The sequence below is a fragment of the Bdellovibrionota bacterium genome (assembly GCA_040386775.1).
Lineage (GTDB): Bacteria > Bdellovibrionota > Bdellovibrionia > Bdellovibrionales > JAEYZS01 > JAEYZS01.
The window spans coordinates 1-24,447 of sequence record JAZKEU010000019.1; the positions used below are offsets into that span (position 1 = coordinate 1).

Annotated in this window: 24 protein-coding genes and 1 pseudogene; 18 read left to right on the forward strand and 7 right to left on the reverse strand. The window is 38.6% G+C overall.

The features are described 5' to 3' along the window. Positions 1-1,243 (forward strand): KamA family radical SAM protein (locus V4596_12575; protein ID MES2769972.1); only part of this gene is annotated, 1,243 nt, incomplete at its 5' end. Positions 1,244-1,259: 16 nt separating this feature from the next. On the opposite strand, the gene V4596_12580 is transcribed toward V4596_12575, so the two are convergent. Both V4596_12580 and V4596_12585 read right to left on the reverse strand, forming a co-directional pair. Beyond that, positions 1,260-1,598, reverse strand: a complete 339-nt coding sequence (locus V4596_12580) for an XRE family transcriptional regulator (protein ID MES2769973.1) — start codon at positions 1,596-1,598, stop codon at positions 1,260-1,262. Beyond that, complete coding sequence (locus V4596_12585; GenBank protein MES2769974.1) at positions 1,585-1,887, reverse strand: hypothetical protein; 303 nt, start codon at positions 1,885-1,887, stop codon at positions 1,585-1,587. Before V4596_12585 ends, V4596_12580 begins: the two co-directional genes overlap by 14 nt. Positions 1,888-2,158: 271 nt before the next feature. On the opposite strand from V4596_12585, the gene V4596_12590 reads away from it, so the two are divergent. Further along, on the forward strand, positions 2,159-3,346 hold the full coding sequence (locus V4596_12590; protein ID MES2769975.1) for a hypothetical protein: 1,188 nt from the start codon (positions 2,159-2,161) through the stop codon (positions 3,344-3,346). 1 nt (position 3,347) lies between these two features. On the opposite strand, the gene V4596_12595 is transcribed toward V4596_12590, so the two are convergent. Continuing rightward, on the reverse strand, positions 3,348-4,565 hold the full coding sequence (locus V4596_12595) for a multidrug effflux MFS transporter (GenBank protein ID MES2769976.1): 1,218 nt from the start codon (positions 4,563-4,565) through the stop codon (positions 3,348-3,350). Further along, positions 4,562-6,784, reverse strand: coding sequence for a UvrD-helicase domain-containing protein (locus V4596_12600; protein ID MES2769977.1), 2,223 nt, complete (start codon positions 6,782-6,784; stop codon positions 4,562-4,564). Before V4596_12600 ends, V4596_12595 begins: the two co-directional genes overlap by 4 nt. A 192-nt stretch (positions 6,785-6,976) precedes the next feature. On the opposite strand from V4596_12600, the gene V4596_12605 reads away from it, so the two are divergent. The 3 genes from V4596_12605 to V4596_12615 all read left to right on the forward strand — a co-directional run bounded on the left by V4596_12605 (position 6,977) and on the right by V4596_12615 (position 9,308). Next, positions 6,977-8,167, forward strand: coding sequence for a hypothetical protein (locus tag V4596_12605; protein ID MES2769978.1), 1,191 nt, complete (start codon positions 6,977-6,979; stop codon positions 8,165-8,167). A 62-nt stretch (positions 8,168-8,229) separates the two neighbouring features. Then, positions 8,230-8,700 carry an outer membrane beta-barrel protein gene (locus tag V4596_12610; GenBank protein ID MES2769979.1) on the forward strand — a complete coding sequence of 157 codons (471 nt, stop codon included), beginning with the start codon at positions 8,230-8,232 and terminating at the stop codon, positions 8,698-8,700. Positions 8,701-8,738: 38 nt separating this feature from the next. Then, entirely contained in the window at positions 8,739-9,308 is a 570-nt protein-coding gene (locus V4596_12615; protein MES2769980.1) for a hypothetical protein, read from the forward strand. A 76-nt stretch (positions 9,309-9,384) separates the two neighbouring features. Here the strand turns inward: V4596_12615 and V4596_12620 are convergent, their stop codons facing one another. Both V4596_12620 and V4596_12625 read right to left on the reverse strand, forming a co-directional pair. Continuing rightward, on the reverse strand, positions 9,385-9,819 hold the full coding sequence (locus V4596_12620) for a hypothetical protein (GenBank protein MES2769981.1): 435 nt from the start codon (positions 9,817-9,819) through the stop codon (positions 9,385-9,387). Positions 9,820-9,886: 67 nt separating this feature from the next. Further along, positions 9,887-10,456, reverse strand: coding sequence for a hypothetical protein (locus tag V4596_12625; GenBank protein ID MES2769982.1), 570 nt, complete (start codon positions 10,454-10,456; stop codon positions 9,887-9,889). 176 nt (positions 10,457-10,632) lie between these two features. Between V4596_12625 and V4596_12630 the strand changes: the two genes are divergently transcribed. Beyond that, positions 10,633-11,412: a DUF4423 domain-containing protein gene (locus V4596_12630; protein ID MES2769983.1), complete on the forward strand. Its 780-nt coding sequence runs from the start codon at positions 10,633-10,635 to the stop codon at positions 11,410-11,412. Continuing rightward, positions 11,409-12,617: a hypothetical protein gene (locus tag V4596_12635; GenBank protein MES2769984.1), complete on the forward strand. Its 1,209-nt coding sequence runs from the start codon at positions 11,409-11,411 to the stop codon at positions 12,615-12,617. Before V4596_12630 ends, V4596_12635 begins: the two co-directional genes overlap by 4 nt. A gap of 48 nt (positions 12,618-12,665) precedes the next feature. On the opposite strand, the gene V4596_12640 is transcribed toward V4596_12635, so the two are convergent. Beyond that, positions 12,666-13,526: an SPOR domain-containing protein gene (locus tag V4596_12640; protein ID MES2769985.1), complete on the reverse strand. Its 861-nt coding sequence runs from the start codon at positions 13,524-13,526 to the stop codon at positions 12,666-12,668. A gap of 194 nt (positions 13,527-13,720) precedes the next feature. Between V4596_12640 and V4596_12645 the strand changes: the two genes are divergently transcribed. From V4596_12645 to V4596_12695, 11 genes and pseudogenes are all read left to right on the forward strand, one after another. Then, a complete protein-coding gene (locus tag V4596_12645; GenBank protein MES2769986.1) occupies positions 13,721-14,521 on the forward strand; it encodes an inositol monophosphatase family protein in 801 nt (266 codons plus the stop codon). Positions 14,522-14,743: 222 nt separating this feature from the next. Beyond that, a complete protein-coding gene (locus V4596_12650) occupies positions 14,744-15,289 on the forward strand; it encodes a flagellar basal body-associated FliL family protein (protein MES2769987.1) in 546 nt (181 codons plus the stop codon). A gap of 61 nt (positions 15,290-15,350) precedes the next feature. Continuing rightward, entirely contained in the window at positions 15,351-16,340 is a 990-nt protein-coding gene (gene fliM, locus V4596_12655) for a flagellar motor switch protein FliM (protein ID MES2769988.1), read from the forward strand. A gap of 151 nt (positions 16,341-16,491) precedes the next feature. Then, positions 16,492-16,749: pseudogene (gene fliN, locus V4596_12660) on the forward strand (flagellar motor switch protein FliN). 69 nt (positions 16,750-16,818) lie between these two features. After that, on the forward strand, positions 16,819-17,826 hold the full coding sequence (fliO, locus tag V4596_12665) for a flagellar biosynthetic protein FliO (GenBank protein ID MES2769989.1): 1,008 nt from the start codon (positions 16,819-16,821) through the stop codon (positions 17,824-17,826). 45 nt (positions 17,827-17,871) lie between these two features. Beyond that, positions 17,872-18,600 (forward strand): flagellar type III secretion system pore protein FliP, encoded by a 729-nt coding sequence (gene fliP, locus V4596_12670; GenBank protein ID MES2769990.1) that lies wholly within the window; start codon positions 17,872-17,874, stop codon positions 18,598-18,600. Positions 18,601-18,622: 22 nt separating this feature from the next. Next, the gene (fliQ, locus tag V4596_12675) at positions 18,623-18,892 is read left to right on the forward strand and encodes a flagellar biosynthesis protein FliQ (GenBank protein ID MES2769991.1); all 270 of its coding nucleotides are present in this window, start codon (positions 18,623-18,625) and stop codon (positions 18,890-18,892) included. Positions 18,893-18,919: 27 nt separating this feature from the next. Continuing rightward, entirely contained in the window at positions 18,920-19,699 is a 780-nt protein-coding gene (gene fliR, locus V4596_12680) for a flagellar biosynthetic protein FliR (protein ID MES2769992.1), read from the forward strand. A gap of 23 nt (positions 19,700-19,722) precedes the next feature. After that, positions 19,723-20,823, forward strand: a complete 1,101-nt coding sequence (gene flhB / locus V4596_12685; GenBank protein MES2769993.1) for a flagellar biosynthesis protein FlhB — start codon at positions 19,723-19,725, stop codon at positions 20,821-20,823. Continuing rightward, a complete protein-coding gene (gene flhA, locus V4596_12690) occupies positions 20,824-22,917 on the forward strand; it encodes a flagellar biosynthesis protein FlhA (protein MES2769994.1) in 2,094 nt (697 codons plus the stop codon). Beyond that, positions 22,907-24,445 (forward strand): flagellar biosynthesis protein FlhF, encoded by a 1,539-nt coding sequence (locus tag V4596_12695; protein MES2769995.1) that lies wholly within the window; start codon positions 22,907-22,909, stop codon positions 24,443-24,445. Before flhA ends, V4596_12695 begins: the two co-directional genes overlap by 11 nt. Positions 24,446-24,447 lie beyond the last annotated feature (2 nt).

Consider the following 24,447-nt stretch of genomic DNA (forward strand, 5'->3'; position numbering starts at 1 on the left):
GTCGCCAAAAGCGACTAAGCACCTTTTGGGAGAGTTGATGAAGTTTCAGTTTGAAAAGACATTGCCGCGAGGGCCTTATGAATCCATTCCTATGGAGAAATGGCAGTCGTGGACATGGCAAGCAAGTCACGCCTTAAAGAATTTAAGCGATTTTGAGAAGGTTTATAAGCTTACAAATACAGAGATTGAAGGCTTTAAAAACGCGGAAGGTGCATTCCAGATAAGAACAACTCCTTACTATGCAACTTTAGCCCACCCTTTGAATGCTGAAGATCCACTGAGATTGATTCAGACGCCAAGTTTTAAAGAACTAACTCCTGGATATCAACAAATGGTGGATCCCCTCGCTGAAGTTAAAAACTCTGTCACGTCAAGATTGCTTCATCGTTACCCTGATAGAGTTTTATTTTTGGTTACAGATTTCTGCACGGTTTATTGCAGATTCTGTACGCGCAAACGTTTTACAGGAAATAACAAAGCATTTTTGACAGATGAGGATTTCAATAAGTCTATCGAATACATAAAAGCTCACCCAGGAATCAGAGAGGTTATTCTTTCTGGCGGAGATCCACTCACGCTCTCCGATACGCAGCTTGAAAGAGTTTTGAGCGAAATCAGAAAAATTGAGCACGTGGAAATCATTCGCATTGGAACCAGAATGCCTGTAGTGAATCCTTATCGTGTGACTGAAGAACTGGTGAAGATGATGAGAAAGTATTCTCCAGTTTTTTTGATGACTCACTTCAATCATCCCAAAGAAATCACTCATGAAGCTGCTCAAAGTGTGAGTGCCTTTGTAGATCATGGAATTCCTGTGATGAATCAAATGGTGCTTCTCAATGGAATCAACAATCACCCTGCCATCATCCAAGCTGTATCCCGAAGAATGTTGTATCTGAGAGCCAAGCCCTACTACATGTTCCAGTGTGATCCTTCAGAGGGCACAGATCATTTGCGAACTTCAATTGAAGATTCTTTGGAAATTCAAAAAGAACTCTGGGGAAATCTCTCGGGCCTTGCGATGCCTAACTTAAGTGTGGATGTTCCAAATGGCGGAGGAAAAGTCGGGTACAGTCCTAACTTTGAAATCCAAAGATCTCTGGAGAAAAGAACCTACAAAGGTTTTGATGGAGTCGAGGCGGACTATATCAATCCTCCAGCCAATCAAATTCTAAAGCCACAAAATATCGATCAATATATTGCAGAGTGGGAACTTCTAAAGAACGCTAAGTCAGCACATTGATTTATAAAGTAGAAATTTATGCTACTTTTAATTTTATAGAGGGTTTAATTATACTTAAAAGTTTAACGAGCTTATCTATTGTAAATCTTTGATATCTGTAGTGTACAATTTCACTAACTCTTGCTTCTCCAATCCCTAATTTTATTGCTAACTTTCTTTGATTTATATTTTTTGCTATACAATAACGAACAAACTGTTCGCACAAGTCATATTTTATTCTATCTACTGGCGATGCATTGATTGGCAGTATTAAAGATGGGATCGTCTTCAAAAGATCTTTTTCAATTGCTTTCCATTCTTTGTCAGTAGGCCAGTCAGAAGGAGGAATTTGGGATACTTTTTTAGGCTTCATCATATTTTTTCCTATAGGCGTTCCTAATACCAATGTAGGATTTATTTGGTGGTATTACTAATATTAATCGGTACAATTTATAATCCTGCTCAATATCTAATTCATAATACTTAAAACCGTTATTGCCTTCCTTTTGGGGTAAGTGCAATGTCTCATGGATACAATTTAACAACATTAAAATCAGTTTATCATTTATTGATCCTTTATGCTTTTCCTCGTAATGAGGATCAATCCATGCTTCATTAAACTGAGTTTCATTAAAAATAATATCTATGTCGTAAATACGAAACAACTCCTACCACCTTATATTATATTTCCAAATTTGGAAAGCTTTTAGTATGCGTAACTTATTAATGCAAATTAAGGATCAAGCTTTAAATGCGTTTTATTAAATTAAAGTGCTGATTTTCAACCAGATTTCGGATGGTGGCCAAATTTCGGATTATTGAGAGAAGTCTTAATATGGACCATGGCCTTGTGCTTAAATGCAGGAATTAAAACTGGCCCTCCCGAGGCTGAAATTCTGGATATACTCTAGGCATAACACCTAGGAGTTTTCAAAAATGAAATATATTTTATTAAGTTTAATCTTTGTCAGTTTAATTAATATTCTTCCCGAAATTTCTTTTGCTCAAGGATATGACCTCAGTCATTTTAAAAATCGATTTGAATTAAAGGTCAATGAGACGGGTGAGAAGATCATCGTCGATAAAAGTTTATTGGAAGATCTAAGCATTGAAACCTACGTGAGAAGTTTGGCTACGTACTTAACTGCGGCTGATGCGGAACCCATTGATGTGCTCCCAACTTGTAAAGGTTATGAATACGAGAAGCCAGATCCTGAGCTTATGAAATCATTTTCAAAAGCGTTTGATTGGATGAAGAAATCAAACCTAGGAGCGATGCTTGTAGATCCTAAATTCTTAAAGTTCTTAAATGACGTGGATTTAGAAACTAAAAAAGTGATCAATGATCCACAGTTTGTTGTTGTGGCAAACCTAGATAACTCAACATACTTCTATAAAAAGGCTTTCATAAAGTATTTGAGTAATAAATTGCAAGATCTTGCCAAATCATACTTCAACTCGACAGTTTTCTTAAAGCCCGTAACATATGTTGCCGATGATTATGCCAATTTCATTGTGCATAAAAAAATGTACCACCAAAATATTCTTTCTTATTATCTAGAAACTATGAACCCAGAGGATTTGGGATTAACAGAGATAGAGAAGAAGAGAGCGCTGTCTTCGATTCTTGATTCTAGATTATCATTTGGATTTGGTGGATATTGGGAATCTAGAAAAATCAAAAATAACTTTGATGGACACGGATTCAATAAGCTTCAAGAAAGTGACAAGGGCGCCGAAAAACGTTGGTCTAAGCACGCAAATATTTTTGATGAAAGAATTTATAAAGTAAATTCTATTTTTAGTGGAGCTTTGTTCGGTGCAAATCCAATAATCATTAATTTGGGTTCAAAGAAAGAAAAAACAGATGATAAGCCATCATTGGCTTTTGATGAGAAATGCCCAGATTTTTTGTATGAAAGTCGAAGAAGATTTGAATTTGCCAGAGTAGCACTTGGAATGGTATCAATCCCTTATTCCGGACAATTGTTCTCATTGGTAAAATCAAAATACCAACCTCAAGCATTGAGCGAAGGTATGTATTATGGATATTTGGAATCTACGAATCAATATGACAAAAAAGAAGCGGTTCTTAAGCAATCAATGAACCCACTGTTGAAATAGTTTAGTGGGCGATATCCGGTGGCGCAAAATACTTTGTTATTCTGCGCCTTCCGATGACAAAAATTAAAAGAGCTACAGTCGAAGAAGTAGCAAAGATCACAGTCAGTGGAATCATATCGTCGCTACTTAAAAATCCTACACATGAAGAGACCAAAGCTCCAATTCCCATTTGTAAGAAACCCATAAGTGCAGCAGCGCTTCCGGTATTCTTTGTGAATGGTGCTAAGGCGAGAGAAGCGGCATTTGGATTTGTAAGTCCTGCGCAAGCGAGCAAGCTAAAGATATGAAAAATTGTCCCGACAATTCCATACCATCCACTGAATGTCCCAACCAAAAATACTAAAGCCGATGTGGTCTGAAGAATTAATGCGCCTCTTAGAATTTGGTCATTTTGAAATTTATGAAGCAAGAAAATATTCAGCTGACTAAAGCCAATAAAGCCTACAGATAAGCCCGCAAAAATCCATCCATAAACTTGTGGGCTGACTTTATATATACTCATAAAGATCATTGGGGAGCTTGCAACGTAAACAAAAAGACCGGAGAATGCGAAAGCACCAGCAAGTACGTGAGTATAGAATTGTGGCTCCTTAAATATTGCTTTGTAAGTTTTAAAGATGGGACTTAGTTTCAAGGTTACTTCGGAATCGGGCGTATGACTTTCTGGAAGAAAAAAGAAAACCACTCCTAAGATCAAAAGTGAAATCAACGCCAACACTATAAATATAGAATGCCAACCAAACGCAAGGGTCATATAGCTTCCTGCCGTGGGAGCGATGAGAGGGGAGACTCCAAGAACCAGAATCAGAAGAGATAAAATTTTAGAACTTTCTTTAACTGAAAATAAATCTCTCACAATAGACATGGCGGCAACACCAGCTGCGCACCCACCAAGAGCTTGGAAAAATCTAAAGCCAATCAAAGAATTTGATGAATCCGTCAGCAAACATCCAAAAGATGCTGCGGCATAAATCAATAGCCCAATATATAGCGGCTTCTTTCTTCCAAAGCGATCGAGTAGTGGTCCATAGATAAGCTGTCCGAAAGATAGTCCAACAAAGTAGCTGGAGATGGAAAGAGCAATCGTGGATACCGTTGTTCCAAAATCTTTTGCGATTTGAGGGAAGGCCGGCAAATACATGTCGATGGAGAATGGACTAAGTGCAGTCATTGATCCTAGAATCAATATTAGAAAAAAATTATTTGGTTTTTTATTCATACGCGCTCAAGTCTTGCGTATTTTAGGATGAATTTTTTTAAAGTGTGATTTTTAAACATTATGGTGATTTTTTGATCCTCGCCTTGGCCTTCAAGATGGTGAATCGTTCCTACGCCAAATGCAGGGTGACGAACTTTCATGCCTTTTGAAAATCCATTGGGATCGGAATCATCAAAAGTTTTTTCATAATCTGGGAATGGGTCATCTAGGTTTGTCATTTGGAAATTGTAAACTTCTTTTGTTTGGAAATTCTTCGGACGAACAATGCCAGAGCTCACTTCAATGTACTTTGAAGGGATTTCTTTTAAGAATCGGCTTGGAGGATTGATGAGTTCTTGTCCCCATTGCATTCTCTTTCGAGAATAGCTTAGGAATAGTTTTTCTTTTGCTCTTGTCATTCCTACGTAACATAATCTTCGTTCTTCTTCCATTTGCTCTGGATTTGCAGAGTCGATGGATTGATTCGAGGGAAATAGGCCTTCTTCAAATCCCACGATAAAAACGTAAGGATATTCTAATCCTTTAGAAATATGCAGAGTCATCATTTTTACTGAGTGTTGAGCGCTATCCAACTCATCAACGTCGGAGACCAAGGCCACTTCTTCTAAGAATTGTCCTAGCGTTGCTTCTTGGCCGCGTTCTTTTTCGAATTTTGATAAAACGTTAATCAATTCGTTTACGTTGTCGATTCTTTGTTGATGATCTTCTGGCTTTTCGAATTTTAGGTACTCGATAAACTGCAAGTGATCTATCATGAACTTTACAAAGTCCGATGGCTTTTGCTCTTGCGCTTGAACTCTTAAATACTGAACGATATTGACAAATGTTCCTAATTTTTTTGCAGATCCGGCATTGAGGCCGCCCCCATGATCGACAATTTCTTGTGCGGCTTTCATTAGAGATACGTTTCTAGAATGCGCAAAATCAATTATCTTATCTGCTGTCACTTTTCCAATTCCACGTGTTGGAATATTGAGGACTCTCATAAATGAAACATCATCATTTTCATTCATTATGAGTCTAAGGTAGCAAATAAGATCCTTTACTTCCATGCGATCATAGAACTTCATGCCGCCAATGATTTGATAGGGAATTCTGTAAGATCTTAATTCTTCTTCAATTGCACGAGATTGAGAGTTGGTTCTGTAGAAGATTGCGATATCATCATAAGAAACAGAGTTGTCTTTCATGATGGTCTGAATTGTCTGAGCAACGAATTTTCCTTCGTCATACTCACTCTGGGTTTCTTTGGCAAAAATCTTTTCGCCTTCTTTATTGTTTGTGTGGAGAGTTTTGTCTTTGCGAATAGTATTATTGCGTATGACCTCTGAAGCTGCATTTACAATCGTCTGTGTTGAGCGATAGTTTTCTTCGAGTTTAATAACCTGAGCCTCGTTGTAATCCGCTTCAAAACTTAAGATGTTTTCAATATTGGCCCCGCGCCATGAATAGATCGATTGATCTTCATCACCGACAACGCAGAGATTGCGATGCTTTTTTGCAAGCATATGAATGAGTTCGTACTGTAGAGTGCTCGTATCTTGGTACTCATCCACCATAATGAATTTTAATTCAGTTTGATAAAAATCCAAAACCTCTGGGCTCTTCTTAAAGAGTGCGATGGTTTTAATCATAAGATCATCAAAATCCAAAGCGTTGGCTTCTTTCATCTGTTTTTCGTAAAGCGCATAGACTTCGGCCATTTTCTTATCGACGCTGTGAACGGCTTCTTTCATTAAATCTTCTGGAGAAACCCCGTAAACTTTTGAAGTGTTGATCGTAGATAAGAAAGCTTGAACAGAATAAGTTTTTGTATCGAGATTGAGTTTTTTAAATATTTTTCTAACAAGTGCCAACTGATCTGCGCGATCGTAGATTGTAAAATCAGGACTGTATTCTAGGATATGAATGTAAGACCTTAAAACTTGTACGCAGAAAGAGTGAAACGTCGAAATCAGTGGTGGTTGTGACGAATATAAATTGAGTTTGTGCAAGAGATTGAGGGCTCTTTCTCTCATTTCTTTTGCGGCTTTATTGGTGAAGGTGACGGCCAAAATATTTTGCGGCTCTGCCAATCTGTTCACAATGATATTTGCTATTCTGTGAGTCAAAACGCGGGTTTTTCCAGAGCCAGCGCCTGCTAAAATCAATAGCGGACCTTCTAGGGTCTCAACTGCTTTTAATTGCTCGGGATTTAAGTTCTGCGTGATTAAATTCATTGGTCCTTACATCTTTAGGAACGGTTTTAAGAAAAAATACCAGGATTGTCTAGAGTTTGTACGACATTGACCGCGCGTTAAATGGCTCTTACGGGTAAAAGGTAGTTTTTACTGTGCAGAATGCTAACAGTTTCCAAAAACCGGATAATTCTATAATCTCACTTAACTTTTCCAAATAGTTTAAGGGTTATTATGAAAGTTTTTGGATCATTATTGTTAACATTGGCGCTACTCTCAGCTTGTTCAAATCCAGTTGAGAAAGAGAAGTGTCCGTGCAAGGTTAAGGTGAGAGTTCTACAGCCCGATGGAACTTACAAGCGCGAAACAGTAGAGCTAAAAACTCTAGAAGATCCAAATTCAATTCAAAGTTCAAAAATTCGTATCACAATGAATCCAAGATTTTTTAAGGACGGCTCGGTCAGCGAATTGACTCCGGAAGCTCAATACTTTGTTAACGAAGACAATGTCATCGTTCCAAAGACTGCTTTGAGCGAACAGATGTTTACGCTTTACAAAATCATGGAAGATTTATTTTTCTTTGATAAATCCATCGGTGCGGATCAAGTTCTGACTTATCCACGTTATGTTAGTATTTATGAGAGAGCGGATTCATCTATGGATAATGGATTCTATATTCCGGCCTATGATCGTATTAGAATTCTTACGTACAATGGAGATAAAGCACCACTGTCGTGGAATTCGGGTGTTATTGCACACGAACACTTCCATGCGATCTTTCAAAAAATTGTAAAATCAACTATCTATACGATCGGTTTGGATTACGAAGGGAAAGCTTTTTCTTCGCAAGCTGCTGCTGAAGAGGTAGATGCAAATACTGGGTACAATTATTTAATTTTAAAAGCACTTGATGAAGGTTTGGCCGATTATTGGGGCCAACTGCATACAGGGTTGTCGGATTCTTATCAAACTTCTTACGAGTCATTTGATATCAATAGAAAAGTACTTCCTATTGTTTACAAGATGGATTCTCAGGAAAGTCTAAAGGATACTTTAGACTTTAGAAGTTATGTGATTGAAGATCTAAGCAGCAAAGGTAAATCTCGGCCAATCAATGGATTGGTTTATGAAAAAGGTGTTAAGTATTCTAATTTGATAAAATCGATGTCAGATAAACTTTTCCCTGAAGATAATGCCGCATCACTTGAAGATAGAAAAAAATTGCAAGGCGAGTGGATCATCTCAAGTTTAAAAAAACTTTCAGAAATTGTTTACACCAAAGGAAAATCAGAAGCCCTTTCGCAAGCAGACATTTTAAATAGCTTTGTTCCTGATGAAAAAGCTGGAAGATCTGAAATTTGCTCGGACTTAAATACATTCTTAACAGTTCACGAAAGTAAAGTGGTAGCGTGTTTAGGTCAGTAACTCATTTATTTTTTATTTTCTTTCTTCTCTTGAACGTCCATATCGTGCATGCGAATGTCTTTTTGGGATTAGGTGGGGGCGTAAGATTAATTAAATCTGATGATAGTAATTTCGAAGGTAAGTTTACCCCGATGCTTTATGGTGGATACAAAATTCTTCCTTGGGCATTTGCACTGGAAGCTTTGTACTATGATGATGAGAGCGACGCTGGAACTTCATACACGATAGAAAATAAACATTACGAAGCCTCTATTTATGCTTTGAGATTTATCAATTACGAAGAGGGTAAAGCCATCAATCCTTACGTACTGGGAGGCTGGGGCTTATTTCAAGAAAGGCTAACGAGCAATTTCATGGGCGCAGTGGATAAAGATAAATCCAAGTTGAATTCTGCGGTCAAAATCGGTCTGGGGGCATGGGCTCCGTTAGGCTCTCTGGCTTTTATCAATCTTGAGGCAAAAGGAATGTATTCTAAAGACTTCACACCAGATTTGATATTTGAATTGTCATCAAAAGTCGGGGTTGATTTTTAACTTTTTGCAAAACATGACGTTTTTGATATCCTATATTTATGAAAACATCATTAATCGCAGTGTTAGCCTTGATTTCAATAAACTCATTTGCAAGTATTGATAACCCACTCAAATCAGAGCATATCGATTTTTCGAAGATCGTGCTGAACAAGTACATCGAACCGAGAGCCGAAATCATTGTCGAAAAAATTCAATCCCAAGAAGACAATCGCGTAACGGCATATTTCATATTCGAAAAAAAGATCAACGATCTAGATAAAAAGTTAATCATGCATGTTTTTGATTTGAACGGTGATGGCCGCATGGACATGGCAAAGTTTTTTACAAATAAAACCATCGTAAAAGCAGAATACGATTTAGATTACGATGGCAAAGTCGATGACGTTAGTGAATACGATCCAAAGACCGGCGAGCTGATGAAGAAAACAATTTCTCAAGGAGCTTCTAACCTTTGGAAGTATTGGCACAAGGGCGAATTAAGACTGATGGAAACGGATCGCAACAATGACAAGAAGCCAGACATGTGGGTTCATTACAGAAAAGATAAAGTGGTCAAAACAGAAGTGGATTCTAGTTATGACGGAAAATCTATCAAGCCAGTAAAGTAATTCTCAAAAGGTACCCCTTAGTTTTTCGTACTGTCGTCGCGTCAGAACTTTCAACAAAGAAGTGGTTTGAGGCGAGCTATTTCTTAGTCCAACAGTCGATCTGCGCACTTTTCGGTCCATTAATTAAAACCTTTGCGCTATTTGCGGCATCGCCCGCTGACAAGGGAAGCCTGATATCAAAACGTTTAAGACTTTCCTTCGAATTAGGGCCGTACTTACCGTTAATATCTATATACTGCCAAACACTTATGGATCGTTCTTTCTCGACTAGCAATAGCCCTGATGCTTTATCATAGCTAGCTTCACGACGAAGAAGCAATCGAGCCGGCCCTGTAATGTCCTCGATGGCAAACTTGAGAACAGGAGAGTCCTCAATGCTTGCACCCTCTACGCGAAACTCGAATTTTTGGTGTGTAGCTCCACTTCTGAAGTGACAGATATCAACTTCTGCGAACGCATTTGATGCCAATAAAGTTGCCAAGAGACAAATTGTGGAAAGTACTAATTTCATAAAAACTCCTTTAGTTGAATTTAAACCCATTAAATCTACGAACTACATCACTTCTCATAAATATTTTTTATTGTTTCCAGCAATAGGTGTAGAACTCCCTTTCTTTTGGTGTGCCAAATCGTATGACTGTTTTTGAAATCACAAGGTTTTCATTTACTCTACTGAAATCTTTTATAGGCATTACTTTCTTTGGATCATCAAATGGAAAAGATGGTGTAAGTGCTATTAAGTCGGTTGGAGTTTGGATCATAATTATTCTTGCAGCAATTGCCCTCACTTGGGAGTCTGTGCCCACTTCAAGAGCTTCAGCAAGGAGAATAGTTCTAGTTTTATCTGTGGCCTCAGGAAAAAGCGGGCCATGCGCGGGCTGACCCTTTTCGTATACATAATTATATTTTTTTAGAGCAACTCCCTCTCTGATATAATTCCAATCTTTGCTTGCCTTCGCACAACGTATTGCACTGGAACTTTTGAAAATATCAAAATCTGAGAACTGCGCCGCAGTTGAGGACTCTTCATATAACATCTTTAAAACTTCATATGGACTTGCATTAGGATGTGCGGCTTGTATTCTTTCAACCGGGCTTGCCACTGATAAACTCGAACTGATAAAAATAGCAATAAAAATGAATTTCATAAATTTTCCCCTTTCAAGGTCTAAAATTAAACTCACCATAATGGGAACATTTTAAAATTGAAATAGAGAACAATTTAAAATGTCACAATGTGGGGCAAAAAATGCACCACTAGGTATTTTTTTACAAAATTCATTTTTTTAACAAGCTCAAAACCTAATATGTTATAACCCTCTCTATGAACTTTATAGATACAAAGAACGAAGAATTTAGATTGCTCCTTCAACAGGAGTTTGCTCATCGTACAGCTAAGAATCCAAATTACTCCTTACGTAGTTTTGCAAGATACTTAGACTTCGATCATAGCTCGCTATCAGGTATTTTATCAGGTAAACGCGCTATTACTCATAAAACTATTCAAAAACTTTCTCCTAAGCTGAATCTTAAACCTCGGGTTTATATGCATCTATTGAGTGGGTTGTCCTTTGCTGAAATGACGACAGATCATCAAAGGTTAGAAGAAAGTACTTTCTCTTATATGTCAGAATGGGTTTATGATGCAGTTTTAGAATTGACACGCGTTAAGGGATTTAAGTTCTCAGATGAGACCGTAGCTAAAAAATTAGGAATTAATATCATTTATGCAAGATCAGTTATTCAGACTCTTTTAAGTTTAAAGCTTCTCTGTAAAGAGGGGAAAAACTATAAATTAGCACTTAAAAGAACAACCAATTTATCTAGTAATGAGCACACCAGTGCTGCCTTAAGAAAATATCAAAAATCTTTGTTAGAAAAATCGATTCTTGCATTGGATACAGTTGAACGAAGCGAAAGAGATCATACGTCTTCTACATTTGCTATTAATAAAGAAGATCTCCCTAAAATAAAAAAAATAATTCAAAAATTTAGATATGAAATATCTGAATTTGTACAGAGGAAAGAAGAAAAAATGAATGACGTTTATAGCCTTCAGGTTTCATTTTTCCCCCTCACTCAAATACAAAAGAAGGAAAAATGAAACACTTTTTATTATCTGTAATATCTATCAATGTTCTATTTATAGGATGTGGAAGAAACAATCAGCAACCTTCGCATCCAGCGAACTCTAGTGTAACTCAAGAACAAGATCGCGGTGGTGGCAATTTTACGACAGCATTATTTTGGGAAAAAGCTTTGAGTGAAATTAAGCCTAAATTAGAATCCTTAGAAGATGAAACTATAATATCGAAAGAAGATAAAGAGAATCTAATTAAATTAATTGATAAAAATATTGTAGAAGTAAGGCTAACAGAAGAGCCACTCTATATTGTAAAAGATAACGAATCAATTCCTGTTGATGCCGTTAATTATCCAGCACAAAAATTGATTGAATTGTATAAACCTGTTTGGATGGATATGGTCAAGGACGGCTATGTTGTTAATTATCTTATCCTTCATGAATTTTTAGGATTAGCAAAAATAGATGATACAAATTATAAAGTCAGCGCAGAAATCATGCCAGCAGTAAAAATGAAAATTTCTTTTAGTTCTAATCAAGTGAGCTGTAGGGTTTCTGGAAAGTTTTTATTTTATGATGAAAAAGAATGGCTCATTCGTGATATGCCAGAGTCAGAACCTGTCGTAAAAAAATTTTCAGAACAACAATCTGTAAATAATGCTTCTTATAATAAAAATGATATTTCTATCAAAGCAATGCGTATGGATTTACCTGTTGTTACTGATACACAAGCTCAACCTGATTCTGAATATTATGTTGTTGTGGATATTCAGCTTGTAAATTCTTACAAACATCGCGGAATATGGGATGCATTCAATGAATTTTTCCATGAACCTGCAAAGCTAAATATTACATGGAGATTGTTAGAAAAATTTCCTAATGGAAAAATTGGTTCTCTTGCAATAGCTCAAAGTTCCACAAGCACTACTGATGAAATGAGTGATGGTGCGACTCTTTCCGAAAATATTCCGGTTTCTTCATTCGCTGAAAAATTATCACAAAATGGTTTTACATTGGGGTTGGCACCACACAAAGGAGAAATGAGTAGCATGTTTCATTCTTACAATATTGCAGGTTTTTTACAGCAAACAGCTTCTTCTCAGGGGCTAAAAGGTGAAGCCGCAAATTTATTTGTTATTAATAAAGTATTAAAAGGCTTCCCTAAGGCAATGCCATTTAGAGTTTGGGTGAGCTGTAGTTTATTAGCGCCAACATCAGTGGAATAGAAACTATAGTATTCCGGCTACTTTTATTTCAATCCACCAAATCTAATTTTATTGAACGATTTGTCTGACGATTGCGCCTTTGAATGAAGGATTTTCTTTGATTTTTTCTAGGTATTCCTTCGCAGACTTCACTGTACCGAAAGTTCCAACGCCCACTCTGTACCATGATTTTCCATCAACATTTGCAGAAATGTATGAAGCTACATAACCTTTGCTATTTAAATCACTAACTCTAGATTTTGCTTCTGTTTCTGTTTGGTGAGATGAAACCTGGATCGTGTATTTTCCTTTTGCATCAGCAGAAACTGTTGCCGGGAGATCAGCCATTGCTTTTTTTGTGTCCGCAGGCTTTGCAACTGCTTCAAGAGGAGCTTTGTTGGAAGCGATTTTTTCGGCAGCTTTTTGGTTTAGATCTTTACCGTGATATTCATCAACTTTTTTTCCAGATCTTTCGGCAATTGATTTTGCAGCTTTTTCGCTAGCAGATTTTTCTTCTGAAGGCATTTTTGAATCGATTGGTTTGTTACCAGCAGCAGGTTTGTTATGCAATTCAATGTCGATTGAATTTGATTCTGTGTTAGCAACAGTTCTTTCTGCTTTGTGTTCCGTGGGTTTCTTTTCTTGTACGAATTCTTCAGCAAGTTTTGCGACGTCTTCGTTGGAAAGAATTTCTGAAGGTTCAACTTCAATTCCATCACCAGGGATTGATGCTGTTGAGCGGCTTTGGCCAGAATCTTTGTTGTACTCATTTTCAAGTGAAGCAAGTCTATGTTGGCTGTCTGAGAATTGTTTTCCAACGAATGTTCCTACGCTAAAAGACAATAGCGAAATAAAGAACACTAGAATTAACTTAACGATAGTATCGGTTTTTGAACCGCCACGTTGATTTATTAGATGATTTAACTTCATAATACTCTCTCCCCGCGTAATGACACACAACCTAGTTTCATATCGGTAATAATAATAAAAGCTACATCTTTTATTATTACACATAATATATGACTCACCATTTTATTTTTCTGGTGAATAAGATATTTGTCAAAGCCCGAATGCTTATTCTCTAAGCTTGACTAAAGGTTAGTTTGTGAGTCAAGACTATAGCCATGAAACTCCCAAAAGTGAACGATAAATACTTGTCTGGCGTGTTGCGTGTAGCGGTTGAAGCTGCTTTGAAAGCGCGCAAAGTTCACATGATTTATTATAAAAAATTGACGAACATCCAAAACAAGCTCGATCAAAGTCTTGTGAGTGAGGCCGATCAGAAGAGTGAAAAGGTCATTCGACATCTCATTCGTAAAAAGTTTCCTGATATTGACATTCTAGGAGAAGAAGAAGGCCTCGAAAAACGTGATGGAAGCCGCAGTAGGTGGTTGATTGATCCTCTCGACGGCACTACAAACTATGTGCATGGTTATCCATTTTTTTGTTCTAGCATTGCGTTAGAAGTGGATGGAATCATTCAAGTTGGCGTGGTGGACTCAGCCCTTTTTGAAAAAACCTATATTGCCGTTCGTGGGTATGGGGCCTTTGTAAACAATAAGAAAATTTCGGTTTCAAAATCCAAAACAATTCCCGAAAGCCTCGTGGCAACGGGTTTTTCTACTTACGGTGGAGCAAAGCTCGATCTTGAGATGACTGTTTTCCAAAAACTTATAGAAAGAAGTCGTGGAGTCAGAAGATCGGGTTCCGCCGCCCTTGAACTTTGTATGCTTGCGGAAGGTGCTCTCGATGGATTTTGGGAATATGGACTTAAGCCTTGGGACACAGGCGCTGGAAGCCTTATGGTCGAAGAGGCTGGTGGAAAAGTGACAAATGAAAAAGGTCAAAAGTTTCATCCCGACCAAGACGTCGTTGTCGCAAGCAATGGCATAATTCACAAAGAACTCATCAATCTCATCAAATAAACAGAACAAGTAATAATTCGGATTTAAATCCCAATATTGTTGTCAAAAAATTAACTCGACTGTTCGAGTTTTGAGTCAAAATTCCAGAAGGGTTTTTGACATCTGTTTGCCAATTCAAAAATATGAAATTTAAAACACATCATTTAGACGATGGTCCAGCTGGCACTATAGTTGCTTTGTTTTACAGATGAGAGAGTTTTATCTAAGCAAAGGAGTCTAGTCGTGGCAGAAGAAAAAGCCAAAACCGAAGCAGCCCCAGCAGCATCAGATGCCGGAGCTACTACAAAAGAAAAACCGACGCTGTTTATCGCGCTCAGTGTGTTCAATATTATTGTCGTTCTTGGGGTTGGCGTAATGCTTTTCCTTGGAAAGAAAAAACAGGACCATGTTGCCACTATTGATCAAGTTGTTGAAGGCGAAAAGCACGAACAAGAAAAAGAAGCATCGGATGATCCGTTCATTGGTGAATTCATCCCAATGGAAACGTTCTTTGTTAACCTGGCAGGAAGTCGTGGTGGGAAGATCGCACGCGTGACTCTAGAGCTAGAGATAGAAGATAAGAATTCTGATATCACAGAGGAAATCGAAAGAAGAAAACCTCAAATCAGAGACATCATTATTATTCTGCTCTCTAGTAAAACATATGAGCAAATTTCCAGCAAAGAAGGCAAAGATAATTTAAGAGAAGAAGTAAAAGGAAGACTGAACTCGTTCCTTACTAAGGGAAAAATTAAGAGCATTCTGTTTACAGAATTCTTGTTGAATTGATTGATTGGTTCAGCGCCGAAAAAATTGTCAGGCGCTGACACACGAATTGATGGAGTAATTCATGAATCAAGTATTGTCACAAAGTGAAGTTGATGCCCTACTAGCGGCGGTCTCCGAAGGAGATTCGAACCAGTCGTCTGGCTCAGGTGGTGCTACGCAATCCAACGACAAGGGTGTTGTTGTTTACGATCTGACTTCCCAAGATAGAATTATTAGAGCGAGATTTCCTCAGCTCGACGTGATCTATGAGAAATTCATGAGAGCCTTCAGGGTTTCTCTTTCTTCTGCATTGAGAAAGATCGCAACTCTGAATCACGCTTCAACAGACTTCTTAAAATTCGGAGAGTTCATCAATACGCTTCCTTTGCCGACATCTATGTCTGTATTGAGATTCAACGAATTGAGAGGTTCTGCGCTTTTTGTTATCGAAAGTAAATTGGCTTATTCACTCGTAGATAGTTTCTTTGGTGGAACTGACCGTCCTTACACAAAGGCCGACGGAAAAGAATTTACGCCAATCGAGTTATCAATAATTAGAAAAGTGGTTGAGCTTGCAATTACAGACCTAGAGAACGCTTGGTCTTCGGTGCATAGAATTGATTGTCACTTCGTTAGAACAGAAGTGAACCCACAATTCGTGGGTATTGTTCCGCCAACGGATGTGGTGATCGCATCAACGTTTGACGTTGAATTAGAGAACGCCAACGGAACAATCACAGTGGTAATTCCATACGCTACGATCGAACCGATCAAACAAAAATTGGCGAGCGGATTCCAAATCGAATCAGATCAAACAGATAAAAATTTATGGAACTCAGTTTTAAAAGAACAATTGCTAGATACAGAAGCAGAGATTCTTGTTCAATTGGGTGAAACTTCAATTCAAATGGAAGATTTAATGCGCTTAAAGGTGGGAGACGTGATTCCTTTAAGCCAAGACGTGACGGGTGAATTTGATATGCAGATCGAAGGCGTAAAAAAATTCAAGTCTTACTATGGTGTGAGCCATGGAAATCGCGCAGTAAAACTAACTAGAAAGATAACGAAATAAACGTACTAAGAACATCGGATTCTTAGTGTATCCGGAGGAGATGAACATGGCAGATCAAAACGCAGCGCCAAAAGTAGAGGCAGCACCGAACGCTGAACCACTTAAGGCAGTTCCGTTAGCGGCAGAGCCTGTTAAGAGTGCGGGAGCAGATAGAAATATCGACCTCATTTTAGACATTCCGCTGAAGTTAACGGTAGAACTAGGAAGAACAAAGATGCTCGTATCAGAGTTACTGAATCTAGGCCAAGGAAGTGTTGTTGAATTGAACAAACTTGCCGGTGAGCCCATGGAAATTTTAGTGAACGACAAATTGATCGCAAGAGGCGAGGCCGTTGTTGTGAACGAAAAATTTGGTGTGAGATTAACGGACGTGATCTCTCCGCAAGAACGCGTAGAACAACTCAAATAGTAACACTGTTTTTGCACCAGGCTTAACCAAAGTTAGAGGCCAAAGTTAGAGCATGAGGGGATTCGAAAAATGAAATTATTGTTGATTATCGCAAGTGTACTTTTAAGTTTAACCAGTTTTTCAGGAGTTGCATTTGGGGCAACACTTCAAAAGGTTAGAAGTTATGCCAAAGACGGTGCGTTTTATACTGAATTGAGTTTTGATCAAGATGTTTCCGCAGATATGGTTTCTTTAGATTATATAAATGAAACGGTTCAGGTCAACCTGTCCCAAACGTCCATGGACAAAAGCATTTCGACAAAAGTTTCTGATGACAAGGTGAGCAGTGTTTATACTTATAGATTAGATAATGGTTCTGTAAGATCCAGAATCATTTACAAAAAAGGAATTCAGGCTTCTGAATTCCAAAATTCTACGACTTCTGAAGTTCAAGGTAATAAGATCATTGTTAAAGTTGTAGATAGAGTGCCTGCATCAGTTGCACAAGTTTCAGATAAGGTTTCAGATGAAGACATGGCTCAAGCTGCTCAGTGGATTGAATCAGCAGATAAAAAATCTGCGGAAGAAGAAGTAAAGATCGCTGCAGCAAATGCCCAATCCAAGGCTCTCGAGAATAAAAAAGAATCAGAAATTCCAGTTCTAGCTGCAAAGACTGAATCTGTAGAGAAAAAAGGTTCTTCCACATCAAGAATTATTTTGAGCCTGGGATTGGTTCTTGGACTACTCTTCGGATTTTCAGTTTTCTTAAAAAAATTCTTAAGGAAAACTCCATTAAAAAAGAACTCACAAATCAAAGTTTTAACTCAACATTATCTAGGGCCTAAAAAATCCTTAGCCATCATCAGAGTTGCGGGCGAGAGCATGTTGATCGGGGTAACAGACAATAACATCAATCTCATTAAAACCTTAGCTCTTCTGGATGAAGAAATCCCGCAAGATACGCCAAGAGATTTTTCTAAATCTTTGGATCAATCTATGGGTCTCAATGCTGCCGCTGATGACGAAGCAGAAGAATTCTCAATCTCAAAAATTAAAGATTTTGTATCTGGCCGCCTTAAAAATATGAAGGAGCTATAAACTTTGAAGAAGTCGTTACTTGCATCATTTGTTCTACCTGTAGGATTGCTCCTGACAATTTTTTTGGGTGGTGCATCGGTTGCTCATGCTCAAGGTGTAACTTTACCAAATATCACGATGGGTTTTAAATCCACACAGAATCCAACGGAAGTTGTGAACACAATTAAGATCATTATGATCTTAACGGTTTTGACTCTGGCTCCGGCGATTTTGATCATGATGACTTCCTTCACAAGGCTGATCATTGTGTTGTCTTTCTTAAGACAAGCGATCGGTACACAACAAATGCCACCTAATCAATTGTTGATTGGTCTATCGCTGTTTTTATCACTCTTCATTATGTCTCCCGCGATCAGTGAAATTAATGAGAAAGCATTAAAACCTTATCTTGATGGAAAAGTAAGTCAAGAAGCGGCTTTTGACAATGCAATGGCTCCTTTAAGAAAATTCATGTTCAACCAAACAAGAGATGCGGATTTAGCATTGTTCACAAAACTTGCAAGAGTAGAGCAACCAAAAACGCGCGCTGATGTCCCGTCTGCAGTTTTAATTCCGGCATTTATTATTTCTGAACTTAAAACCGCGTTCCAAATTGGATTTATTATTTATCTACCATTTCTAGTGATCGATCTTGTGGTGGCAAGCGTTCTTATGGCGATGGGTATGATGATGTTGCCTCCAGTGGTGGTGTCATTGCCGTTTAAAATTATGCTTTTTGTTTTAGTGGATGGATGGGGATTGATTATTGGCTCGCTCGTAAAGAGCTTCGGTTGATAATTGAAAAAGGTGGTGTGAAGTGACTGACGAATTAATCATGCAATTGGGTCAAGAGACATTAAAGACCGCGGCGTTGTTGTCTGCGCCAATTCTTATTACGGCACTTGTTGTGGGTTTGGTGATCAGTGTTCTGCAAGCGATTACACAAATTAACGAGGCAACACTGACATTCATACCCAAAATTATCATCGTGGCGGTGGTCATCGTGATCACGGGACCATGGATGCTTGATATAATGAGCAGATTTACAATTAACTTATTAGAAAACATAACAGATTACGTAAGGTAAAAACGTTTAAAGCATTAAGGATTAAAAGTGGAAAGTATTTATAACCTATCAGATGTTCAGATTGTAGGATTCGCCCTTGTGCTGATCCGCATCTCTGCATTCTTCGTAGCGTTCCCACTTGTTGAAGGCGCAAGTATGCCTCCAATGGTTAAGCTTCTTTTGTCACTTGCGATGACTATTATCATCTATCCAACAGTGAATTCCTCAGGGATTGATCCTGAAATCATGTCAGGATCATTATTTGTTTTGTCCATCAAAGAAGCTCTTATGGGTCTATTTGTAGGATTTATGGCAAGATTCTTTTTTCATATTCTAGCGGTATGTGCAGAGATCATTACACTATCAGTGGGTCTTTCAGCAGATCAGGTTTTTAATCCACATATGGATAGAAGAGTAACTAGCATCGAGCAGTTCCACGTTTTGATCGGTGGTTTATTCTTCTTGGCTTTCAATGGTCATCATTATTTTATTCAAGGTTTGGTAGAGAGTTTCAACGCGGTTCCATTATCACAAACATCATTTAATTTTGTAGTTTTGAGAGATATCGCAGTTGGAGTTCAATTCATATTGGTTATGGGGATTAAATTGTCGGCCCCGGTATTGGGTGCAATTTTCCTAGCGAATATGGCTATGGGTATTATTGGTAGAGCGGTTCCTCAAATTAATGTTTTGGTAACGAGCTGGCCAGTGAACATTATGTTGGGTTTTGCGGTGATGTTTGTATCACTTCCTTTGTTTATGTTGAGCATGGGTGAAACGTTAAATTGGAGTATTGAGAATTTGTTCGCAATACTGAAACACATTTAAAACTTAGAGGAATTTAAGGGAATATGTCGAGCGAAGAAAACGATTCGGAAAAAACGGAAGACCCAACGGCCCAGCGCCGCGAAGACTTCCGCAAGCAAGGTCAAGTTGCCCAGAGTAAAGAACTCGCAACGGTACTTATGCTTTTTGGAGCATCATTATTGATATGGATGCTTGGTCGTTATTTCTTTGCCCAAATGGCAGAGCTTTTTGTAAAATCTTATGGTGACTTTATTATTACGGCGGCTAGAGATGGCGATTACAAAACCGCAATTTTATTTGCCGGTAAAAAAGCTTTAAACGTTATTCTTCCGGTGTTTGGCTTAGTATTCCTTATAGGAATTTCTGCATCTCTATTTCAAATAGGGTTTTTGTCGACGTCAGAAACCATCTCTCCAAATTTTGATAAAATTAATCCGATTAACGGTTTAAAAAAGCTTTTATCAATGACTTCGGTAGTAGAAGGGCTAAAAGCCATTATAAAAGTATCGATCATAGGCTTTGTAGTTTACACGATCATTAAAACAGAAATTTTAAAATCACCATTCATGATCAATTACACGATTGAGCAGTTGTCAGGATACTTTGGTGATATTTCATTTAGACTTATCTTTGGTGTGGCGATTGCTATGACCTTCTTGGCTCTTTTCGATTACGGTTTTCAGCGTTGGGAAATGGAAAAGAAAATGAGAATGACAAAACAAGAAATCAAAGAGGAAGTGAAAACCAGAGAAGGGGATCCGCACATCAAGGCTCGTATTCGCAGAATTCAAAGAGAATTAGCGAACAAGAGAATGATGACCGAAGTTCCAAAGGCAGACGTGATTATCACCAACCCTACACATTTATCTATCGCGCTTAAATACAGCGCAAATCTTCCGGCACCCCAAGTGATTGCAAAAGGTGCGGGCGCAGTGGCTCTTAGAATTAGAGAGCTTGCAAAAGAACACGAGATTCCAATTGTTGAGAACAAGCCTTTGGCGAGAACAATTTTTAAAACTCTTAAAGTGGGACAAATAATTCCGAGAGAGCTTTTTAATGCGGTAGCTGAAGTACTTGCATATGTTTATAAATTGAGACGCAAAAGAAGACCAAGCAGTGCAAGACAACCGGAAATGGGGCTGTAGATGGAAGGTTTATTCCAGTTTATTAAAAAATTTGATGGAATTACAAAGAACACCGATCTCTTGATGGCGTTCGGCTTAATCGCCGTGATCATCTTTATGATCATTCCGCTTCCGCCATTCTTGCTAGACGTTGCTTTGACAATGTCTTTAGCACTCAGCTTATTGATTTTACTTTCTGCTTTGTATGCGACTAAAGCTTTAGATTTCAGTGTGTTCCCGTCATTACTTTTGGTGGCCACACTTTTCCGGTTGTCACTAAACATTGCTACGACAAGATTAGTTTTAAGTCACGGACACGAAGGTACAGCCGCAGCTGGACATGTTGTTGAAGCTTTCGGCGGCTTCGTTGTTGGTGATAATTACATTATCGGTTTGATTCTCTTCCTCATTTTGATTGTGATCAACTTTGTCGTTATCACAAAGGGTTCTGGAAGAGTTGCCGAAGTTGCTGCGAGATTTACATTGGATGCAATGCCAGGTAAACAAATGTCAATTGATGCAGACTTAAATGCAGGTCTTATCAACGAAGAAGAAGCAAGACGCAGAAGAAAAGAAATCGAAGCCGAAGCTGATTTCTATGGATCTATGGATGGTGCCAGCAAGTTCGTAAGAGGGGATGCCATAGCCGGTATCGTAATCACAGGGATTAACATTCTTGGAGGATTATTGATCGGCGTTCTACAAAAAGGCTTAGATATTTCAACAGCCGCTGAGTATTACACAAAATTAACTATTGGAGACGGCCTCGTATCTCAAATACCCGCACTTATCATTTCTACAGCCGCAGGTACAATTGTAACTCGCTCTTCAAGTGGTAAGAACATGGGTACCGAAATGGCGAAGCAGTTATTCTTAAAACCTAGAGCTGTGAATATCGCATCTGTTGTTATGATTTTATTGGGCCTTATCCCAGGTTTCCCATTCTTTCCATTCGCGATCATGTCAGCAGGAACTGCGCTGATCGCTTGGTTTATGACAAAGCTAGAGGCGGAAAAAGCTCAAGAAGAAATCACAAAGGCTCAGGACGCTGCTGCAAAACCAAAGGAAAACGTGGAAGGACTTCTTGCGCTGGACACTTTGGAACTCGAAGTTGGTTATGGCTTAATAAGTGTAGTTGAGAGTTCAAACTCTGGCGACTTATTAGAAAGAATCGTAAGCATTAGAAAACAATTTGCCCTTGATCTTGGAATCGTGGTTCCGAGTATTCATATCAGAGATAATTTACAATTGAATCCGGGCGAATACCGCATCCTTATTAAAGGAGCAACGGTCGGTAAAGGTATATTGCAAACAGACAGTCTTCTTGCGATGGATCCAGGAAATGTTCTTAGAGGAGTTGATGGAACTCCTACAAAAGAACCTGCCTTCGGTCTTGACGCTCTTTGGATTTCTGAGGCAACGAGAGACGAGGCGGAACTTGCTGGTTACACCGTGGTGGATTTACCGACAGTCATTGCTACGCACTTGACGGAAGTGGTAAGAACAAATGCACATGAGTTGATTGGTCGCCAAGAAGTGACGAAGCTCGTGGATGGAATCAAGAAAACTCATCCAAAAGTTGTTGAAGAACTTATCCCTGAGCACATGTCGATTGGTTCTCTTGTACAAGTTCTCAAAGGTCTCCTCAAAGAACAAGTTTCTATTAGAGATCTACTTACGATCATGGAAACTTTGGGTGATGAGTCTCAAAAAACAAAAGACATTGAAATGCTTGTTGAGGGCACAAGAAAACGTTTATCAAGAAGCATCACTCGAAAATACACCAACGACGAAGGAATTATTCCGGTCTTGTCACTTTCTCCAATGGTGGAAGAGACGATTACAAATTCACTTCTGCAAACTGAAAATGGCATTCAGTTGGTGATGGATCCGCATACCGCAAATAAATTAATCATGGAGCTTTCAAGACAGATTGAAAGAAACCCTGACATCGCTTCATCTCCGATTCTTTTGACGTCGCCGACGATCAGAAGACACATACATAAATTAACATCTAGATTCATACCTCAATTGGTTGTTCTTTCTCATAACGAATTAACATCAGATGCTCAGGTGAGCTCTGTAGGAACTGTGGAGATAGCAAATGCAGGTTAAGAAATTTGAAGCACCAACAATGAAAGAGGCATTAGAAATGGTAAAAAGCCATTTGGGGCCCGGTGCAATCATCCTCAATGCAAAAGACAATAGCCGCGGATTTGGCCTTATGGGAAAAAACAGCATCGAGATCACAGCAGCTATTTCCGAAGTGGAATTAAAAAAGAAACAATGGGCGGAGAGCCGACTCAAAGACGAACAACTTGCGCTTTTAAGACAGAAATCAATGAAGATTCAAAAAGAATTTATTGAGAAGAGCGTAAGAAGGTATACCGACAATAAGGATGAAGACGAAAAGAAAAGACGTCCACCTACTCAAATGAGATACATCGATATCGATGACGGACGTAACAATCAATTGTCAGATCAAATGAATTACGAGGAAGCTAGGGCCAGATCTCAATCTAGAACTGTGGATGATCTGCTCAAAGAGATTGGTCAGCCGCAAAGATTTGTGGAAACCACCAAGCAAAGCTACTCCACAATTCAAGATGCTCCTACAAAGGCAACAACCGCCGATCAAAGAGTGAGAACTGCCGCACAAATGGCTTTGAGAGCTTTTGAAGATGCGGAGATTGCTCGCGCACAAGAAAAGCCAAAGGCAAAAGTATCCACTCAGACTTCTATGAACGAAGTTCAAGCGCTAAAAAATGAAATTTTAAATCTAAGAAGCATGATTCAGAACTTCCAACAAGTTCCTCAAGCCAAGGCGCAAGAAGTGGCCTCGCATTCGGGTGCCGCTCAAGGAATTAGTTTTGAATTGAGTGGAATCTATAACAAGTTAACTCAAGCCGGAATTTCTGAAGAACACGCAGTAAGACTTTTGAATCTTGCAAAAAGTGGCCTAACAAATATTTCCGGCAGACAATCACTTGTTGAAGGTTATATTGCCAAGCACATGATGAGCGAAATCAATGTGTGCGAACCGACCGACGCTTCACCCATCCAAATGTTCTTAGGTACAACGGGAAGTGGAAAATCGGCTTCACTGATCAAGTTAGCAAGTCATTATGTGATTAACCAAAATAAAAAAGTAGGAATTTTAACTGCGGACACCGAAAAAGTAGGAGCAGTTGAACAGTTGAGAACTTACTCGCAAATTTTGAATGTTCCATTTGGTGTGTTAAAGAAACCAGAAGATTGGAGATCGGTAGTTGAGTCGTTAAGAAATCTCGACTACGTTTTGATCGATTTCCCTGGAAACACTCTAAAGGAAATGGAAGCCATCGAAAGAATAAGAAAGATGCTTCCTCCGGATCAAGCACCTTGTGATCGTCACTTGGTGATTTCATCTACATTCAAAGACAAAGACGCTTTTGAAATTGCAGAAAGATATAGAATCGCAAAACCAACGGACATTATCTTTAGCAAATTAGACGAAGCGGTGACGCATGGATTGATTTACAACTTCCAAAAGAAGTTTGATTTACCAATCTTCTCATTCGGTACGGGCCCAGGTCTTCCGGAAGATTTTGAGTTCGCATCCAAAGAAAGAGTTATTGATTTAATCTTTAGAATTACAAAGTAAGG

What these genes read in the sequence shown, in the direction of transcription:
- V4596_12635 (MES2769984.1), top strand. Translation starts at nt 11,409, where the DNA reads ATGAAACACTTTTTATTATCTGTAATATCTATCAATGTTCTATTTATA.
- V4596_12595 (MES2769976.1), bottom strand. Translation starts at nt 4,565, where the DNA reads ATGAATAAAAAACCAAATAATTTTTTTCTAATATTGATTCTAGGATCA.
- V4596_12645 (MES2769986.1), top strand. Translation starts at nt 13,721, where the DNA reads ATGAAACTCCCAAAAGTGAACGATAAATACTTGTCTGGCGTGTTGCGT.
- flhA (MES2769994.1), top strand. Translation starts at nt 20,824, where the DNA reads ATGGAAGGTTTATTCCAGTTTATTAAAAAATTTGATGGAATTACAAAG.
- V4596_12605 (MES2769978.1), top strand. Translation starts at nt 6,977, where the DNA reads ATGAAAGTTTTTGGATCATTATTGTTAACATTGGCGCTACTCTCAGCT.
- V4596_12615 (MES2769980.1), top strand. Translation starts at nt 8,739, where the DNA reads ATGAAAACATCATTAATCGCAGTGTTAGCCTTGATTTCAATAAACTCA.
- V4596_12630 (MES2769983.1), top strand. Translation starts at nt 10,633, where the DNA reads ATGAACTTTATAGATACAAAGAACGAAGAATTTAGATTGCTCCTTCAA.
- V4596_12590 (MES2769975.1), top strand. Translation starts at nt 2,159, where the DNA reads ATGAAATATATTTTATTAAGTTTAATCTTTGTCAGTTTAATTAATATT.
- V4596_12695 (MES2769995.1), top strand. Translation starts at nt 22,907, where the DNA reads ATGCAGGTTAAGAAATTTGAAGCACCAACAATGAAAGAGGCATTAGAA.
- fliO (MES2769989.1), top strand. Translation starts at nt 16,819, where the DNA reads ATGAAATTATTGTTGATTATCGCAAGTGTACTTTTAAGTTTAACCAGT.
- V4596_12620 (MES2769981.1), bottom strand. Translation starts at nt 9,819, where the DNA reads ATGAAATTAGTACTTTCCACAATTTGTCTCTTGGCAACTTTATTGGCA.
- V4596_12640 (MES2769985.1), bottom strand. Translation starts at nt 13,526, where the DNA reads ATGAAGTTAAATCATCTAATAAATCAACGTGGCGGTTCAAAAACCGAT.
- V4596_12600 (MES2769977.1), bottom strand. Translation starts at nt 6,784, where the DNA reads ATGAATTTAATCACGCAGAACTTAAATCCCGAGCAATTAAAAGCAGTT.
- V4596_12580 (MES2769973.1), bottom strand. Translation starts at nt 1,598, where the DNA reads ATGATGAAGCCTAAAAAAGTATCCCAAATTCCTCCTTCTGACTGGCCT.
- fliM (MES2769988.1), top strand. Translation starts at nt 15,351, where the DNA reads ATGAATCAAGTATTGTCACAAAGTGAAGTTGATGCCCTACTAGCGGCG.
- V4596_12625 (MES2769982.1), bottom strand. Translation starts at nt 10,456, where the DNA reads ATGAAATTCATTTTTATTGCTATTTTTATCAGTTCGAGTTTATCAGTG.
- flhB (MES2769993.1), top strand. Translation starts at nt 19,723, where the DNA reads ATGTCGAGCGAAGAAAACGATTCGGAAAAAACGGAAGACCCAACGGCC.